A 17352-nucleotide genomic window follows, 5' to 3' on the forward strand; every position below is an offset into this window, starting at 1 on the left:
AGAAACATAGAAATGCAGAAATGTAGTTTACAGTGGGGGCAGGTACCGAGTTAGGAATAATGGATGCAGGAATTTTATATTTTCCAGCTGCGATAGTCAATGTCTTAATTGGGTTCAAGCTAAACAAAAAGATGAGAGAGGAACACTAATAGAGCGGATCTGAGGGGAACGTGTAAATTGAAAGTAAATCAAACTTCAACTTCTTATCAAAAAAATACTGATTCATTTAGAGAATTTATTAAGTACAATATAAACTCGATTAAGAGGACATTAATTGAAACTGAGCAATTATTAAACAAAGTAGGTTTTTTGAAGCTTCTTTTGCTTTTTTCTGTATCATTAACATGGATCACCTATGTAATTTATTTTGAGCATGTTGGCAATTTTATACTGAGAATATCTCAAGGGAATATCTTAATAGCAAATTTGGTGTTGCCTATATTTCAGACGTTTCCCTTGCTTCTAAGTTTTATCTATGTTTTTAAAGGCAATTACCGAGCTTTATTCTTTAAAGTGAAATTTTCAAGAATATTGATTTATATAATTTTGGGAGTATTAACGGAGATTATACTATCGGTAAACATAGGCCTCTTACTAAAAGGAATAAAGCCAAGTGCAAATCCTGCAGTTGAGGATCCAATCGGTATCACTATTTATAGTTTATCGATTAGTCTTATAGCAGAGCAAATTCTGTTCTTTTCTGTGTATTACTTTTTCTTTTTATTGTTTTTAAAACTGAAACTTAACAATGAAATTGTCGTTATAATATCTTTAATCCCTGCCAGTTTAATTTTTGGCCTAGCGCATATGGCAGTATATAACGGTAATGTTCTTCAATGCGTTTTTTTAATCAGCTTACCTTTTACATTAATGCAAGTTTTTTTGTTTTTCCGGTCAGGAAACTTTTTTATTGGATACATAGTGCATCTAGCGTTTGATATTACTATACTATTAATCGCTAAATTAACATAGTTGTTTTATGGTAATCTGCATTGTTAATTGTGTTACGTTTTAAAAATTAAAAATGAAGGTGAAAAGTATGAGCAATAACAAAGATCAAGCAATTGAAAAAATTCTATCTTTTATTGAATCAAATGAAAAAGTTGCTTTAATGACTGGAACAAACATGTTTAAGAAACATGAACTTGTGTTTAAAACCATAACTGAGAATTTTGTTGGATCAAGAATTTTACTTAGAACTAGCAGCTTAGATAATGCAAAGGTGTTTATGAAGGCAACTGGAACTTTAAAAACAGGAGTCCCTTATAATTTGAACGGAAGTACAGTTTATATTGACACTGTTACTAGAAGCACATGGGATAAGACACCAAGTGATTTGGATTTTGCAATTATTTACCCTCTTATGCCTCTGACAAAACAGAAGCTTAGAGAAGAGTTATTAAAGGATATTACTTTCTTTAAAAATATTAAAAAAATTTTATTAGTGAGTTCGCAAGATACAATTGATATGTCTTGGGCAGAGGATTTCATCAAAACAAAGATCATTTATGATGTTTTAGAAGAGGATCCTGATTATCATTATAGAGTCTTAGAAGATTTAAAAAGGTATAATTTAAAATAGCAGAAGAGGTTAAAAAATGATTGAAAAAATGTTACATGATAATTTACGTATTTGTTTTCCAAACAAAAGAATTTTTATTTCAAGAGACCATAATTTCGCTTTTGCAGCTTGGGAAATAGGAAGATTAAGGGGATACATACAACCTGGGGCATCCCTAATTCAATTGATTCGCATTTAGATTACTGTAACAATCCAATAGATACTTCGGATATAAAAGAGGAAAGTCAGGCAGTTGAAATCGCTAACCAATTAAATATTGTAGAATTTATAATACCAGCACAAAAAAATGGCACATTAAAAGGTTGTTTTACAATTAGCGATGATACAGTATATATTGAACAATCTGAAAATTTCCGACGAGCATATACATACAATCATTATGAACAAGTTTTGAGAGAAAATTGGTACAAGGAAACAGAAGGTACAAGTTTGATTCTTGATTTGGACTTAGATTATTTTAATAAAAACTATTTAGATTATAACTCAAATTCTTTGTTATTACCTGAAGAAGCCATAAGGACTCAATTATTAAACATGAAAGAGAAAATGTGGAATTGGGACATGATAACTGTAGCTTTATCACCAGAATTTTGTGGTGGTGAAAAGGAGTGTGAATATTTATTAAACCTCTTTTTAGACGTGTTCAATTTAAAACTTGAAGATGGAGAGCTATGGTGAAAATCAAAATAATTGTTTTAAGGAGTTAATATAAAAAATACATTTTTATATATTAGGCGGGAAGGCCTACACGGTTAAATAGGTGTTGATTCTTTCAATCTTCTTAAAGTCAGTTACTCTAATTTGTCTGTAAAGGAACTTGCAGAATTAATAAAAGAATTGATTTATGAAGAACGTGAAGATGTTGCTGCAAAATGCGATTTTATTTTATGTGAGGATAATCCAGTGTTTACTGATAATCAACATGTAATTTACAAAGGATTAGCAGGAAGCATAAACTACAAAGAATTGTTAATTTCTTTAGCAACTATATTAGTCATGACTAATTGTTATGACCACGTGCAAAATATACTTTACTTTGCTAAGTGTTTAAGGAATTTTGCTAGAGAAATCTGCGACAAATTTGTAAAAGATATCCGAGAAGAGGTTTATTACAATCTAAAACATGGCGTTTAAAGGTGGAATTAACTTTGTACAATGAGGAGCTATTCCTCATTGTATTTAATTAATTTTATTTAGAGGGATCTGAATTTTCCTTAGAGGAGAAAGCTTATGGATTTACTTAATTGGACTTACATTATATCTACAATTATAGGAGCTGCTGGGTTCATAAGTTTATTGTGGTTCTCTTATTTTAATGATAAAGGTGAAAAATAAAGCAGAGCATTGAGTGAATTTGTATATTGACTATGAAGATCAACGCTAAAAAGTAAGGGGGGGATTAATGATGACAGAAGATTTTTATTGCGATGAAGTATTAAGCGGAAAAACAAAAGTAAATAAAGTTTTAGAAACCGAGAATGTATTGGCGTATCATCATACAAGACCTTTTTGGCCGGTGCATATTGTTGCTATTCCTAAAAAACATATCTCTTCTTTAATCACTTTGGAAGAAGACTACAATGAACTTTTACTCGAGTTGCTGGGTGTGATCAAAAAGGTTGCGGCGAAGGTGACAAAAGAAAGTGGTTCTTGCAGGGTGCTTACAAACTTAGGAGATTATCAGGATTCAAAGCATCTGCATTGGCATATAGCTTCAGGAGACCCATTGAGATAAAAGAATCCTTTTAAAGTGGACTCCAAGGAGCAGTTGATTCTAAATAGCCAAAAATTGAGGATATAAAATGAAATTGTATAATGAATTTATAAATATAGCTAAAACTCTTAATAAAGAGTTAGACATTACTCCATTATTATATGGCTCTTTAGGTCTTGAAAAGGTAACTGGGTTGAACTTTTCACCAGAAGATATTGACATCCTTATTCCTTTAATATTTTTAGAGGAAAAGTGGGAAAAACTTAAAAAAATTATGGAACTGCAAGGATATAAATTGGTTGATTTACATGAGCATGAATTTAGGAAAACTAATACTAAAATAGGCATTGCTTACATTGAGGATTTAAAACCATTTGCAGATGTAGACTATCATAACCTAGGGGTTTTTGAAGATGACGGAGCGAAATATCATTTGCTGACTATTGATGATTACCTCAAGGTTTATAATATGTCTTTATTAGATGGATATAGAAGAACAAAGAAGAGTAATAAAGATCAAAGTAAAATTAACATATTGAATAAACTGATACAGTATTAATTAAATATTTGTACATTAACATGGCGGCAAAATCATCACCTCTTCAATCCATTTTTGCATCTCTTCGTTTGGAGTTCAATAAAGAAATATCGGCCGCATACTCAAGACCCCCTCACCATTAACTTTGAGGGGGTCTATTTTTATTTATCTTATTAATTTGGAATATGCGTTGACCAGCAATTCATATTCAGAAAGATCAATTGTTTTTAGATTCACCGTTCATTTTTCTCTCGACAATCTTTTTGTCGACTACATCACTTTGTTCAGGTTGAATCGGTTGTTAGAACATCATGTGATGCACCTCCTTTAAAAAGCATACACACATATGAGAGGGCTGAAATTTACCCATATGAATTGGGATATGGATGCCCAAACGGCTTTCCGCATGGAACCAACATGGGCAACTGGTCAACAGCTTTAGAAACTTCATCTTAACAGGGAAGTGCGGCAAGCATTGGGAATATAAAGGAATATAGGCTTACAGCTATGAAGGATGTATGAATATCCGTCAGATGGCGGTGTCGTGACAGTTCGAATGCGGGTGTATGGAACTTCCCATTCATCCGGAGTTATGTCAGGGGACGAAAAGACTTTTTTTGAGGAGGAAGCGGAATGATTGAATTTACACGGCTATCACCTATGAAGAAAACATGCACGATGCACCCGGAAAAGGAATCTGTCAGATCGGTTTCGTTTACTGATTTTAACGGCAATTCTGTAACAGTAACACTTTGTCAAATGTGTCTGGCTGAATTAAAAATGAAAGCCGCGACTGAATACAGGAGCATGACCGAGGAGCGGGCCAAACAGAATCGTTTCAAGATTGGTGATCATGTGTATTTAGAGCATTTGGGAATAGTCAGCGAGATAAAAAACATGGAAGGCGTTCAAGTGGCAAACAGGACAGACGCAGACGGAGTGCGGAAGGCTACCCCTAAGGAAATCGCAGAATATAAAAAGCAGGGGAAGCAATGACGGTGAAAAAACGATTCAGTCAATCATTTATCAGTTGTGTTACTTATGGGAGCGGCGGCCGTTGCGCCGCCTGCTTCCGCCGTATGGTCCGGCTGGCAAAATGAATTCGGGTAGAGCGGCTGGGTGTTTTACGAATGCCGCGACATACACGGCCGGCGTATACAAGAAGCACAGCGGCGGCGGGCTGAATGATACGAATCTGGTGCCGCAGGGCGGCTCCGGCAAGAAACCAAACGCTGTATCACACGGGTTTTTCTCGAAATATCTGCCGGAAGAAATACTATCCATTAAAGAGATTCAGGGGTGTTTTCAATTAAATTTTCAGCTGATTTCCTAACTGTCATGGACAACATCTCACAGGAAATATATTGACTTTCATCCTGTTTGTAATGTTAATTAGAAGATGTATACAAAATCATTTTAATGAGGAGGCCTGATGAACGTGAAAAATAAAGCGGGAATACAATTTGGAATATGCATTGGACTTTTATGTTTAAGCTTTACCGGTTTCAATCCTTTATTCGGCTCAGCGCATGCTGAAGCGAAGTCTATAGAAAACACAAAAATGATAAGCTGTATAACGAATCAAAAATTTGTTCAGCTTGAGAAAAAATTTGATGCCAGGCTTGGGGTTTATGCGATTGATACAGGTTCAAACAAGACAATCGCCTATCGGCCGAATGAACGGTTTGCTTACGCATCAACCTATAAAGTTCTGGCCGCGGCTGCTGTTCTGAAGAAAAGCTCAAATGAAAAACTTAATGCCATCATCCGCTACAGCAAAGACGATTTAGTTACATATTCTCCAATCACAGAAAAACATCTGGATACAGGCATGAGCCTGAAAGAAATCTCAGAAGCCGCTGTCCGTTACAGCGATAATACCGCCGGGAACCTATTGCTGCAGCAGCTTGGCGGCCCTAAAGGTTTTGAAAAGTCATTGAAACAGATCGGGGATCATGTAACGAAAGCTGATCGGTTCGAGACGGATCTAAACTCGGCGATTCCCGGGGATCGTCGTGACACAAGCACCGCAAAAGCACTGGCAACTGATCTTAAGACTTTCGCTTTGGGTAACACTCTCACGACTGACAAGCGCACGATTTTAACAGATTGGATGCGGGGCAACGCTACCGGCGACGAACTGATTCGGGCAGGCGCTCCTGCAGGATGGGAAGTCGGCGATAAATCCGGAGCCGGAAGCTACGGCACACGAAACGACATTGCGATCATTTGGCCGCCTGACAGAGCCCCAATTGTTTTGGCAATCCTGTCAAACCGGTTTACGGAAGATGCCAATTATGATAATGCTCTTATCGCTGAGGCTGCAAAAGCCGCTCTTAATGCTCTTAAATAAACATTGCCGTTCATTTTTTATGGACGGCTTTTTATTTGTTGAGAATGCGGTATGCCGGTTTCGATGTTATAATGTAAAGCCATAAAAAGATGGGAAGAGGGGGAGTTTCGATGCATTACATAACGGCATGCTTAAAAATCATCAGTGATAAAGACCTTAATGAAATAATGAAGGAATTCAAAAAACTTGAGGAAGAAACGAACAAAGAAGAAGGCTGTATTCAGTTCCATGCTTATCCGCTTGAACCATCAGAACGCAAAATCATGCTTTGGGAGATTTGGGAAAACGAAGAAGCTGTTAAAGTCCATTTTACGAAAAAACATACAAAAGACGTTCAAAAACAAGAATTAACGGAAGTAGAATGGTTAATGAAAAGCAATGTGAATGAGTAAAAGGCTTTGTCTATTGTTGGCTGATTTTGCCGACAGCAATCATCAGTTTCGTTCACTAAAACCCTTGCTGCGCAAGGGTTTTTTACTTTAAAAAGTTCTTTATATCGCAGTCTTTTTATGGGTAAGGAACAGACTTGGAATGAAGATGGCCGCAAGGATGATGACGGATACTAAGAACCCGGCATGGTAGCCTTTTAAACTGTTCGGAATCGTTGGCTGCAATCCTTGTATGACAGTTGCGGTAACGGTTGCGATCACAGCTGACCCAAAGCTGGAACCGAGGTTTTCAATCATATGAATACCTACACCCGCTTCCGGAAGCTGTTTGCTGTCAAGGCCTGTATAAGCGTCACTCATTAATGGGAGCATAATTCCTCCAAAACTGGTGCCGCGGATAAATAATACGACGGAAATCCAAATCATACTTGTGTTATCGGTGATAAAAATAAGCGGGATAGATCCGATCAGCGAAAGAACAAGACTGACCGTAACCACGTATTTCGCACCGATCTTATCAATCATTTTTCCGATCAGCGGACGAGTCACGAGCATTCCGACTCCTTGAGGGATTAAAGCGAGTGCTGCTCCGACTGCCGTGAAATGACGAATGTTTTGAAAAAACAGCGGAAGTATTAACATCGGCCCCATGATGGCAACATTCGCTAAGAACAACCCGATCGAAGATGATAAGAAGCTCTTGTTTGCAAACAAATTCATAGGCAGCACGGTTTGGTTTTTCTTGATCAGATTATATACAAGATAAATGGCTGCTGAAACAAGACCGATGCCCGTCCATAAAATGGTGTCGCTATTGTTAAATGATGCATGATCCGCCGCTTTTGTAATAGCGTAAATCAATGCCGCGCTCATTAATGACAAATTGATAATCCCGAAAATATCGAGTTTACGATCTTTGTTGAATGGTTCAAAGTCTGGAATGGTTTTCATCATAAGCGGTGCAGCAATCAAAACGATGAACACGTTGATGTAAAAAATCCAATGCCATGAAGCGCCTTGGACGATGAAGCCTCCGATGACAGGTCCTAAGATCGGGCCGAAGATCATAGGGGTGCTGACGATTGCCATCACTTTTCCCAGGTTTTCCGGACCTGCCGTTTTAACCAAGAGTGTTGACATAAGCGGAGTCATAATACCGGCGCTGAATCCTTGAAGCAAACGGAAGAAGATGAAGCTGGAAACGTCACGGCTCATTCCCGCAAAAACAGAAATGACACCAAAGGCGATGACTGAGCCGATGAAGATTTTCTTACCGTTATATTTATTCATAAGCCAGCCGGATACGGGTACTGCAATCGCAAGTGCTAAGACATAGCCTGTAACGGACCACTGAATGGTATCCAATGTCGTGTTGAAGTCTTTGGTCAGTTTGTCGATGGCGATGTTTACCATCGTAGAGTCAAGCATTGGAGCGATTGCTCCCAGTGCAATAGCCCAGGCGGCTGTGAGAACTTCTTTTGGCAGCCGAAGTTCCTTTCTTTTATGTGTTGACATAGTATTCTACTCTCAAAATCGCTGTCTTTGTTTCCTTGTCAACAAAATAATAGAGTGATTTTGTTTCTTTGTCAACAATAAGAGGGGTATAAAAAGGCAGCCCGTTTTCATGGAGCAGGGCTGCCTATGGTTTTATTCATATTTATTCCGATTTCATGTCTGCACCAAGTTTCTTTATTTCTGAATCCAAATGCCTGCTGTATGTTTCCACGAAGTTCAGCATCGTGTCAAATTGTTCATCGGTTACTTGTTCAAACACGATTTTGTCGCGTTCTTGAAACTCTTTGTGCAATTCCTCGTGAATTTTATAAATGACTTTTCCTTGCTCGGTAAGCCTGAAATAGATTTCTTTCTTGTTAAGCGGCTTCTGATAGCTTTCGATAAGGCCTTTATTGATAAGCTTCTTCGTTAATTTACTTATGGCGCCTCTTGTCATATAAAGAGACTCCGCAAGTTTTGTCACATTGGCATCTTCAATTTTTTCGATGAATTCGATGCAATGCACTTCAGAAGGTTTATGCCCCTTAAGGCTTTCTTCCATCTTCAGCCTATTCAGCCACACCATCTTGTTAAAAAAGTCCCTGAAATCCGTGAGGAGCTGTTCTTTTTTGTCCATGTCCTGTCCTCCTGCTCGGTGGTGCTTACACAATATTATAAAATTTTTGTTTCTTTTTCAACAATCGTAAAGTTATTATTTAGGAACTGAGAGATAGTGCGCAGAAATAAGAAGGAGGGGGAACAGAAGAAGTATTCTATTTAAAAAGCGGCTTTTTAACCGAAACGTGGTTTTTCGGGTATTTTTCTTTCCGTATTCGTTACTTGCTCTTTTTCATAACAGGCCAACACTACAGCCTTATAAAAAAGCAGGCTGCGAAATGAGCCTGCTTGAGATTCGCATCAATCATTTTCCTGTTGCGGTGTCATGAAAAGCGTCGATTGCGGTTGTGTATTTCAAGACGTTTTTAGACACTTTGGCGGTTGCGCCTAATGGATACGCGTCTGACAGAACGCTGGAGTGAGCCTCGGGCTCCCAGTAAAATACGCCGGTTCCTTTGCCGTTCGGAACCGCTTTCACCAGTTTTATGGTGTCTTTTATGGTCCAGTAGGAATCTTTCGGATTATTTTCATCTCCGCCCAGTTCAACCACCATGACTTCCTTGTTGTAGCGTGAGGCGATGTCATTCAAATTAGATGATAATTGGCCGGTGAGCTCCCAGTACGGCTTACCTTCCCAATAGGGATAGAATGAAACGCCGATGATGTCGGTTTTTCCTCCGTTTTTAAAGAATTGATCAAACCACCATCTGAATAGGCTGTTGTCCGTGCCGTGTGCCAAATGGCTGATGACCTTGGTGGCCGGGCTGACGGATTTCACGGCGTCATAGCCTTTGTTCAGTAAGGCGGTCAATTTGCTGAAATCGTTCGTGCTGCCGTCGGGCAGTAAAATTCCTGAATTCATTTCATTCCCTACTTGCACCCAATCAGGGGAGATGCCGTGATTTTTAAGTTCTTTCATGACATCGTACGTATGGTTATACACGGCTGCCTGCAGCTGGCTGCTTGAATAGCCGGTCCATTGGTTCGGCTTGATCTGGTGGCCGGGATCAGCGAACACATCACTGTAATGGAAGTCAACCATTACCTTCATTCCTAACGCTTTTGCCCTTTTGGCCGCCGCAAGTACGCCCGCTTTGTCACTATAGCCGAGCATGGTCCATGTTGTGCCGTCTTTCAGCCAATAATAGCTGCTTGGCGGATTCACAAACACTCTCAGTCTCACGGCATTTATTCCGTGATCTTTAAGAATCTGCAAGGCATCTTTCTGTTTTCCGCCGTCATCCAGCCAGCGCACACCTTCGTCCTCCATTTGTTTCAGCCATCCTATATCAGCGCCATAGGCAAACGGGGCATCCGCTTTTGCTTTAGGAGACTTCTCAAAGAATGTAAAAGCAGTGAAAATGAGAGAAAGACAGATTGCGTTTACAAATACACGTTTCAATCGGTTTTTGAACATCACAATACCTCCTGATAAAAAAGATTGTTGATTGATTTCACTCTGAATGTTTCAGCTGCCATTCTCCAATAATGTCGTGAAACGCTGAAACGCCTGAATTCCTTCGGGTGTCATTTTAAAAACGCCTGCATCGGTCAGCGCGCGTAAAAATACATTCGCTGTTTCTTTTTGTAAAACAGCGGCTGCATTTTCCGGTGTCACGTCTTTATCCGCTTTGATATTTTCAGCCCACGGAAGATGAATGTCTTTGATGTCATGAGGTTCATTCAGTAAATACTTTTTCACTTCTGCCAGCTCATCTTTCAGGCGGGGAGGTAAAACGGCGAGTCCCATCACTTCAATCAGACCGATATTTTCTTTTTTGATGTGATGGACATCTTGATGCGGGTGAAAAATGCCATCCGGATAATCTTCGGAGGTGCGGTTGTTTCTGAGAGCGAGATCGATTTCAAAATCCGTTCCCCTGCGTCTGGCAATTGGGGTGACGGTATTATGGGGTTCATTTGTCTTTGCGATGATGCTGACGGTTTCGTCTGAATATTCCCGCCACTTTTCAAAAACATACGCAGCGGCATCTGTCAGCAAATCCGGATCTTTTGCGCGAAGGCGGATCACTGATACCGGCCACTTCACGGCTTCGGCCTGAACGTCTGGAAAATGACGCATATGAAAAGGGTAGAGGGAACCCGCTTTTGCCATCGGAAACTCATGGGCGCCGCCTTGATAATGATCGTGTGAAAGAATGGAACCTCCTACGATCGGCAGGTCAGCGTTTGATCCCGCGAAATAATGCGGGAAAATTTCCGTAATGGCCAGAAGCCTTCTGAAGCTGTCGCAGCTGATTTTCATCGGCTTGTGCACGCTTGAAAGAAAGATAGCATGCTCGCTGTAATACGCATAAGGAGAGTATTGAAAACCCCACTGTTCTCCCGCTAAGTCAAGCCTGATGATGCGGTGATTTGAACGGGCAGGGTAATGCGGTGTTCCGGCATACCCCTCGTTTTCCATACAGAGCAGGCATGTCGGATACCGGTTTTCCGGACTGTTTTTTACCGCGGCGATGTCTTTAGGGTCTTTTTCGGGCTTTGATAAATTAATGGTGATGTCCAATTCTCCAAAAGGTGTTGGTGAGCGGTATACGATATTTTTTCGGATGGCCCGCGTCTTAATATAGTCGTTGTTTTGACTCAATCTATAAAAATAATCTGTTGCTTTTTTCGGGCAATCTGATAACAATTCGCTGAATGCGGCATTGATCAGAGAAGGGGCCGGTGTGATCACGTCCATGATTCTGCTTCCCAGCATGTCTCTTTCAGCCGGCGTATCGTTTATGATTGACCGTTTTACCGCGTCTTTCACCATTTCGTCCACATAGTGAAGCCTGTTTTGTTTCTTGATATGTTTCGGTTCTGCATAATCCGTCAGTCCGAGCAGATCGAGAAGTCTGTTTCTTGTGTAAATCACATCTGTTTCATTAATGTCGCCTAAGACAGTGCTTTCTTTCAGAAACCCTGCCACTGATTCAAAAACGTCAATGACCGCCGCCTCCATTTCATTTGTCCTTGTATCCGTTTGGATGATGCTGATGCCAATTCCATGCTGACGCAATGATTTCCGATATGTCCGTTTGTTTCGGATTCCAGCCCAGAATGTTCCGCGCTTTATCGCTGGAAGCGATGAGGGTGCTTGGATCACCGGGTCTTCTTGCGGCCGCTCTTACTTTTATGTCTCTTTCGGTCACTAGCCGGGCTGCTTCCGCTATTTCTGATACGGAAAACCCGCTGCTTGATCCTAAATTGAAAATGCCGCTGTCTCCGCCGTTTTGCAAATATTCCAGAGCGAGAATATGGGCATCGATTAAATCGGAAACATGGACATAATCGCGGATGCACGTGCCGTCTTTTGTATCATAGTCAGTGCCGAATATCAAAACCTCCTCGCGCTGACCGAGCGCGGTTTGTAAAAGGATAGGGATAAGGTGGGTTTCCGGATGATGATCTTCTCCGATGGAACCGTCCGTTTTCGCGCCGGCAACGTTAAAATATCGAAGCGAGACATATTTTATGCCGCAGGCGGTTTCGCACCACTTCAGCATTTTTTCTGCCATGAGTTTTGATTCGCCGTATGCGCTTTCCGGCTTTTCCGGCATGTCTTCTGTGATGGGCACTTTTTCAGGTTCGCCGTATACAGCGGCGGATGAAGAAAACACAATGTGTTTCACCCCGAATTCCTGCATGACCTCCAGCGTAATTTGTGTACCGTACACATTATTATTGAAATATGAAAGAGGGTCTTTCATTGATTCGCCCACAAGGGATTGAGCGGCAAAATGGAGAACGCCTGTTACGTTCTCCTTCGCAAACACAGAGCGAAGAAACGGTTTGTCACGGATATCTCCATAGTAAAAAACTACTTTTTCATGAACAGCTTTCCGGTGGCCTGTCTGCAGATGATCCACAGCTATCGTTTTAAATCCTTTGTTTAATAATTGATCAACCGCATGAGAACCGATATAGCCGGCTCCGCCGAGAACGAGAATCGCCATGATTTAGTTTTCCCTCCATTCAGCAGCGCCATCGCTTATATCCGCGATGTAAAAAGAAGCTTCAAGACCTGTCCTGCTGCGGTAGTGAGATGAAACGGCCCGGATAAAGCCGGCGGTTTCTTCACTTTCCACAATGGCTATGGCGCAGCCGCCGAACCCCGCGCCCGTCATCCGCGCTCCGAGTGCTCCTTCTTTCCAGGCTGCTTCAGCGAGCGCGTCTAATTCGTCACCGGTCACTTCATAATCATCGCGTAACGAACGGTGGGACGCATTCATGAGCTCGCCGAACGTTTTCAAATCATTCGATTTGAGAGCTTCCGCGGCTGAGAGGGTCCGCTCGTTTTCATTGACCGCGTGCCGGGCTCTTTTACGCAACGTTTCACAGGAGAGAAGGGATTCGAGTTCGTTGAATTCTTCTGCCGTCAATTCCGCAAGTGATGCGATATTCCGATATTGCCGCAGTTCTGAGAGAGCCTCGTCACATTCGCTGCGGCGTTCATTATATTTTGAAGCCGCCAGCTCCCGGCGCTTGTTCGTATTCATAATGACGATTTTATATCCGTTAAAAGCAGCCGGAATCATTTCGTGCTCAAGCTTATCGCAGTTTAACAGAATGGCCATGTTCTTTTTGCCTTTTTGCACTGCGAATTGATCCATAATGCCTGAATTCACGCCGATAAATTCATTTTCGACTCTTTTTCCGATAAGCGCCAGTTCAGTATCGGAAACATCCAGGCTGAATAACTTTCTTAAAATGGAGCCGGTTAACATTTCAATAGAAGCGGAGGAGCTTAAACCGGCTCCGTTTGGAATCGTACCGTGAAAAAGAATATCCATTCCGCTGTCTATTTGGCCGCCGGCTTTAAGAAGGTAATGGATCATCCCCTTCGGATAATTGGCCCAGCCGTCTTCTTTTTTGTATGCTGTGGCGGAAAGATCAAGGCAGACAATGCCGCTGTCAGGAAAGTTTTCTGAGTATAACCGGATCTGATGATCTCCGCGTTTTGCGCATACGGCATATGTTCCGATCGTAATCGCGCAGGGGAGAACGTGGCCGCCTATATAATCCGTATGTTCCCCGATCAGGTTGATCCGGCCGGGTGCGAAAAACAGTTCTCCGTTACTTCTCTTGAAAACGTCTTCGAATCTTAATTTCAAAAGTTTTGCATCCATGATAAACCCCCGATTCTATTTTGAGGTATGCTCCAGTATGAACTGAATGGCTTTTTGTGAATTTCTGGTGAGACTGATATATTCCGCTCCTTTCGTTGCGATGAGTTTCACATGCAGGCGGTCCGCATCTTCTTTAATGTCATCATAATAAGAGCCGACCTGCGGAGCCAAAATGATCATATCGAAGTCTTTCATGATGTCGTAATGGGAACCGTAGGCGCCTGCTGAGGCGGTAATCGGCACGTTATATTCTTCGGCTCCTTCTGTCAGTGCGTTCGCAAGCATGGCGCTCGTTCCCGCTCCGGCGCACAGCACTAACACATTGGTGCTGTGTTCCAAGGCGGATGAGGATTCCTGAAGATTTGTGCTGATGACGGAGGCCGCGTCTTCGGAGGCGCCGGCCATGGCGGGCTGTAATGTTTGCGGCGCGCTTTCAGGTTCGGTGTGTTGGGCTTCTTTCGCCGCTAATACTTTGTCATAAGCTTTACAGAATGGCAGGTATATCAGGGAATCGACGATGATTAATACAGCCGTCAGCACAAAAGCCGAGAGCCCCATGCCGGTTCCGAGAATCAAGCCGGCGGGCGCCGGGGTGGCCCACGGAAGAACATACATAAAACTGTTCATTCCGATGACATCCACGAAAAATTTAAACAGACAGACATTCACCATTGGCGTTACAACAAACGGAATGAAAAAATAAGGATTTAAAATGATCGGCGCAGCAAAGAGAAGGGGTTCGTTTACTGCGAAAGACACCGGAACCGCGGATGCTTTTCCGACTGCTTTCAATTGCTTGGATTTCGCGAAAAGAAGAAAGATAAACGGAACAACAAGGGTTGCGCCGGTCCCTCCCATTGTGCCGACGAAGTTCCCGAGTCCGACGGTCAGCACGTTGGACGCCTGCTCACCGGCATTATGAAGCTGCAGGTTCGCCTCCACATTTGCGTAAATAATAGCTGCGATGGCAGGTTCCACAATAGAAGGCCCGTGAACGCCGACAAACCAGAACAGCGCCATCATTCCCCAAATGATACAAATCCCAAGATAACCGTCTGCGGCGGTAAAAAACGGCGATAAGAGAGAGGAGAGAGCCTCCGCAAACGATACGTTCAGCGTGTTCCTGATCAATAAATCAACGATCACCATGGCCAAAACGGAAAAAGCGAACGGAAAAACATCTTTAAATGTTTGTGAAATGGTACCCGGTACTTCTTTAGGCATTTTAATCGTAATATTTTTCAGCACGCAGAATCTGTAAACGTTCACTGTTATGAAAGCGGATACAAAAGCGGCTAAAAGACCTTTTGTGCCGAGGTATTCCGTCGAGAATCCGCCATCGATTTGAGTGACGCTTAAAATGAGAAACCCGACGACTGAAGCAAGCATCGCTGAAACGGGGTTGATCCCTTTGTTTTTAGGCATTTTTCGGTTCATTGATTCACTCAGGCATTTCGCACTTGTTGCCGCAACGATCAGACCGAGGGCGCCCATTGAATAGTTATAAACTTTCCAAAGCCATTCAGAAACACTTTTAGGCCAAGTGAAGCCCAACACTTCCGGCACAGCGGCGGTGAGGATGAAAATGCTGGCGAATAAAATAACAGGCATGGCAGTTAAGAAGCCGTCGCGGATCGCGCCTAAATAAATGTTTCTTGAGATTTTTTCAAAAAACGGTTTTCCCTTTTCGATTTGCTTGATGATACCGTTCATTTTTCCACTCCTTATCGGCGGCTTCGGTAGAGTTCTATAAAATCCTGAATAAGATCACGGAGCAAAAGGGTTGTCATCAAGTGGTCCTGACCGTGAACGAAAATAAATCCTAATTCCATGTCCTTGCCGTCAGCTTCTTCAGCTAACATTTTCGTTTGCGCATTGTGGGCGAGGGTTAAATTTTCATCGGCGCTTTTCAATGCTGCTTCCGTATTTTCGAAGTTTCCGGCACGGACTTCTTTCAGGACTTTCAATAAAGTGCTTCTGGCGTCGCCGGCATAGGCGACGATTTCAAAACCGAGCATCTGCAATTCTTCCTTTGTCATGAAAAAACCTCCTAAAGACGGCACACATGATGAAAAGAGACTCTTTTCACCATGTATGATCGTTAAATGATTGTTTTTGTTTCACTTACAAGTTTGTACCAGTAGGCCGATTCTTTCGGATACCGTTTTTGGGTGTCGAAGTCGACGTAAAAAAGACCGTAACGTTTGTTGTAGCCGTTGGTCCATGAAAATAAATCCATTAAGGACCATAAGAAGTACCCCTTTACATTGACCCCGTCGGTAATCGCTTTACTGACGGCTTCTAAATAGACTTTTAAATAGTCGATTCTTGCCTTATCCATAATGATGCCGTCTTCAAACTCATCTTTATAGCCCATGCCGTTTTCGGTAATGTAAATTTTGTTATATTGCGGATAGTCCCGTTTGATGCGCATCAGCATGTCATACATGCCTTCAGGATAAATGAGCCAGTCCCAATCGGTCCGCTTCAGGCCTTCTTTGTAAATTCTTTCGCCGATTCCTTTTACTTTATAGACCGAAGTGCCCTTATCGCCCGTTCCGTTATGGTGAATAACGGTTTCTCCGTCGTACGCTTTGACGAAATGGCATTGATAATGATTGATGCCGAGATAATCATTGCGCGTTGAAGCTTTTTTCATCACGTCAAAGTCACTGTCTGAAAACTCGTATGAAGCGCCGTTTGCCTCACAGATTTCATCCAGAGCCCGCATGGTTTCCTCAGAATAATAGCCGAGGTAGGTGGCGTCGAGGAGGAATCTCACTGATAACGCGTCATCCAGAAAACAGGCGTGGCGGTCATCTTCTGAGTCGCTGGCGGGATATTTTGTTTCTAATGAGTGAACGACACCGATTTCACCCGGATAGCCGCCGTCTTTAAAAAGATTGACGGTCATCGCATGCGCTACCATCATGTGATGGAGGCATTGAATGACTTTTGTGATATCACTTTTAATAGATGGCGGAAAAACCCCGAGTAAATACTGGTTGGTGGCTGTGGGATAAATTTCGTTAAACGTGCTCCAATATCTGATTTCGCTGAATTCTTTAAAGCAAAATTCCGCATAGCTGACAAACGCTTCTATTGCAGCGCGGTTGAGGAAATCTCCCTGATCAAATAATCCTTTCGGTGTATCGAAATGATGCAGCGTGACAAAAGGGGTGACGTTGCGTTTATGGCACTCTGAGAAAATACGATGATAGTAATCAACACCTTCCTGATTGATTTTGCCCGTGCCGTCAGGGAAAATTCTCGTCCAGGCTATAGAAAGGCGGATGCCGTTTATTCCGAATTTTTCACATAGTTTAATATCTTCCGGAAACTGACGGTAAAAATCACTTGCCGGATCAGGGCTGAATCTTCCCTGTTTTTCAAGAAATTCATCCCAGGCTACAGGCCCTTTGCCGCCTTCTTTTGTGGCGCCTTCCGCTTGATATGCCGCAGTCGCCCCGCCGAAAATAAAGTCATTAGGTAATTTGAGCATTACTGAATCCTCCTTCGCCAATGTGTG

The 17352-nt window shown here is 42.0% G+C and carries 19 protein-coding genes; 10 read left to right on the forward strand and 9 right to left on the reverse strand.

What is annotated here, in order from left to right; translation table 11 throughout:
- Positions 1 to 177 precede the first annotated feature (177 nt).
- From U2H13_RS06330 to U2H13_RS06375, 10 genes are all read left to right on the forward strand, one after another.
- On the forward strand, positions 178 to 972 hold the full coding sequence (locus tag U2H13_RS06330; RefSeq protein WP_103526982.1) for a CAAX protease: 795 nt from the start codon (positions 178 to 180) through the stop codon (positions 970 to 972).
- Between the two features lie 67 nt (positions 973 to 1039).
- A complete protein-coding gene (locus U2H13_RS06335) occupies positions 1040 to 1582 on the forward strand; it encodes a hypothetical protein (protein WP_103526981.1) in 543 nt (180 codons plus the stop codon).
- 108 nt (positions 1583 to 1690) lie between these two features.
- Positions 1691 to 2260: a hypothetical protein gene (locus U2H13_RS06340; RefSeq protein WP_260399102.1), complete on the forward strand. Its 570-nt coding sequence runs from the start codon at positions 1691 to 1693 to the stop codon at positions 2258 to 2260.
- 123 nt (positions 2261 to 2383) lie between these two features.
- Entirely contained in the window at positions 2384 to 2716 is a 333-nt protein-coding gene (locus U2H13_RS06345; protein WP_103526980.1) for a hypothetical protein, read from the forward strand.
- 268 nt (positions 2717 to 2984) lie between these two features.
- The gene (locus tag U2H13_RS06350; RefSeq protein ID WP_101287878.1) at positions 2985 to 3317 is read left to right on the forward strand and encodes an HIT domain-containing protein; all 333 of its coding nucleotides are present in this window, start codon (positions 2985 to 2987) and stop codon (positions 3315 to 3317) included.
- Between the two features lie 67 nt (positions 3318 to 3384).
- Positions 3385 to 3855 (forward strand): hypothetical protein, encoded by a 471-nt coding sequence (locus tag U2H13_RS06355; RefSeq protein WP_014417483.1) that lies wholly within the window; start codon positions 3385 to 3387, stop codon positions 3853 to 3855.
- A gap of 612 nt (positions 3856 to 4467) precedes the next feature.
- Positions 4468 to 4830, forward strand: coding sequence for a hypothetical protein (locus U2H13_RS06360; protein WP_025649610.1), 363 nt, complete (start codon positions 4468 to 4470; stop codon positions 4828 to 4830).
- Positions 4831 to 4891: 61 nt separating this feature from the next.
- On the forward strand, positions 4892 to 5167 hold the full coding sequence (locus U2H13_RS06365; protein ID WP_167408953.1) for a hypothetical protein: 276 nt from the start codon (positions 4892 to 4894) through the stop codon (positions 5165 to 5167).
- A 99-nt stretch (positions 5168 to 5266) separates the two neighbouring features.
- The gene (bla, locus tag U2H13_RS06370; RefSeq protein ID WP_109566863.1) at positions 5267 to 6187 is read left to right on the forward strand and encodes a class A beta-lactamase; all 921 of its coding nucleotides are present in this window, start codon (positions 5267 to 5269) and stop codon (positions 6185 to 6187) included.
- 110 nt (positions 6188 to 6297) lie between these two features.
- Positions 6298 to 6579, forward strand: coding sequence for a putative quinol monooxygenase (locus U2H13_RS06375; protein WP_007407331.1), 282 nt, complete (start codon positions 6298 to 6300; stop codon positions 6577 to 6579).
- Between the two features lie 99 nt (positions 6580 to 6678).
- Here the strand turns inward: U2H13_RS06375 and U2H13_RS06380 are convergent, their stop codons facing one another.
- The 9 genes from U2H13_RS06380 to lacG all read right to left on the reverse strand — a co-directional run bounded on the left by U2H13_RS06380 (position 6679) and on the right by lacG (position 17325).
- Entirely contained in the window at positions 6679 to 8091 is a 1413-nt protein-coding gene (locus tag U2H13_RS06380) for an MDR family MFS transporter (protein WP_109566864.1), read from the reverse strand.
- Positions 8092 to 8233: 142 nt separating this feature from the next.
- Positions 8234 to 8707, reverse strand: coding sequence for a MarR family transcriptional regulator (locus U2H13_RS06385; protein WP_007407329.1), 474 nt, complete (start codon positions 8705 to 8707; stop codon positions 8234 to 8236).
- Positions 8708 to 8992: 285 nt separating this feature from the next.
- Positions 8993 to 10105, reverse strand: a complete 1113-nt coding sequence (locus tag U2H13_RS06390; RefSeq protein ID WP_167409020.1) for a glycosyl hydrolase 53 family protein — start codon at positions 10103 to 10105, stop codon at positions 8993 to 8995.
- 51 nt (positions 10106 to 10156) lie between these two features.
- Positions 10157 to 11656, reverse strand: a complete 1500-nt coding sequence (galT, locus tag U2H13_RS06395; protein ID WP_376700806.1) for a UDP-glucose--hexose-1-phosphate uridylyltransferase — start codon at positions 11654 to 11656, stop codon at positions 10157 to 10159.
- Position 11657: 1 nt separating this feature from the next.
- The gene (gene galE, locus U2H13_RS06400) at positions 11658 to 12650 is read right to left on the reverse strand and encodes a UDP-glucose 4-epimerase GalE (RefSeq protein ID WP_376700741.1); all 993 of its coding nucleotides are present in this window, start codon (positions 12648 to 12650) and stop codon (positions 11658 to 11660) included.
- 3 nt (positions 12651 to 12653) lie between these two features.
- A complete protein-coding gene (locus U2H13_RS06405) occupies positions 12654 to 13823 on the reverse strand; it encodes a galactokinase (RefSeq protein WP_071181711.1) in 1170 nt (389 codons plus the stop codon).
- 15 nt (positions 13824 to 13838) lie between these two features.
- On the reverse strand, positions 13839 to 15536 hold the full coding sequence (locus U2H13_RS06410; RefSeq protein ID WP_021494056.1) for a PTS lactose transporter subunit IIBC: 1698 nt from the start codon (positions 15534 to 15536) through the stop codon (positions 13839 to 13841).
- A gap of 11 nt (positions 15537 to 15547) precedes the next feature.
- Positions 15548 to 15862 carry a PTS lactose/cellobiose transporter subunit IIA gene (locus tag U2H13_RS06415; RefSeq protein ID WP_007407323.1) on the reverse strand — a complete coding sequence of 105 codons (315 nt, stop codon included), beginning with the start codon at positions 15860 to 15862 and terminating at the stop codon, positions 15548 to 15550.
- Between the two features lie 62 nt (positions 15863 to 15924).
- A complete protein-coding gene (lacG, locus tag U2H13_RS06420) occupies positions 15925 to 17325 on the reverse strand; it encodes a 6-phospho-beta-galactosidase (RefSeq protein ID WP_029973100.1) in 1401 nt (466 codons plus the stop codon).
- Between the last annotated feature and the right edge of the window lie 27 nt (positions 17326 to 17352).

The sequence above is a fragment of the Bacillus sp. A1 genome, assembly GCF_042296235.1.
GTDB classification, from domain to species: Bacteria; Bacillota; Bacilli; order Bacillales; family Bacillaceae; genus Bacillus; species Bacillus velezensis.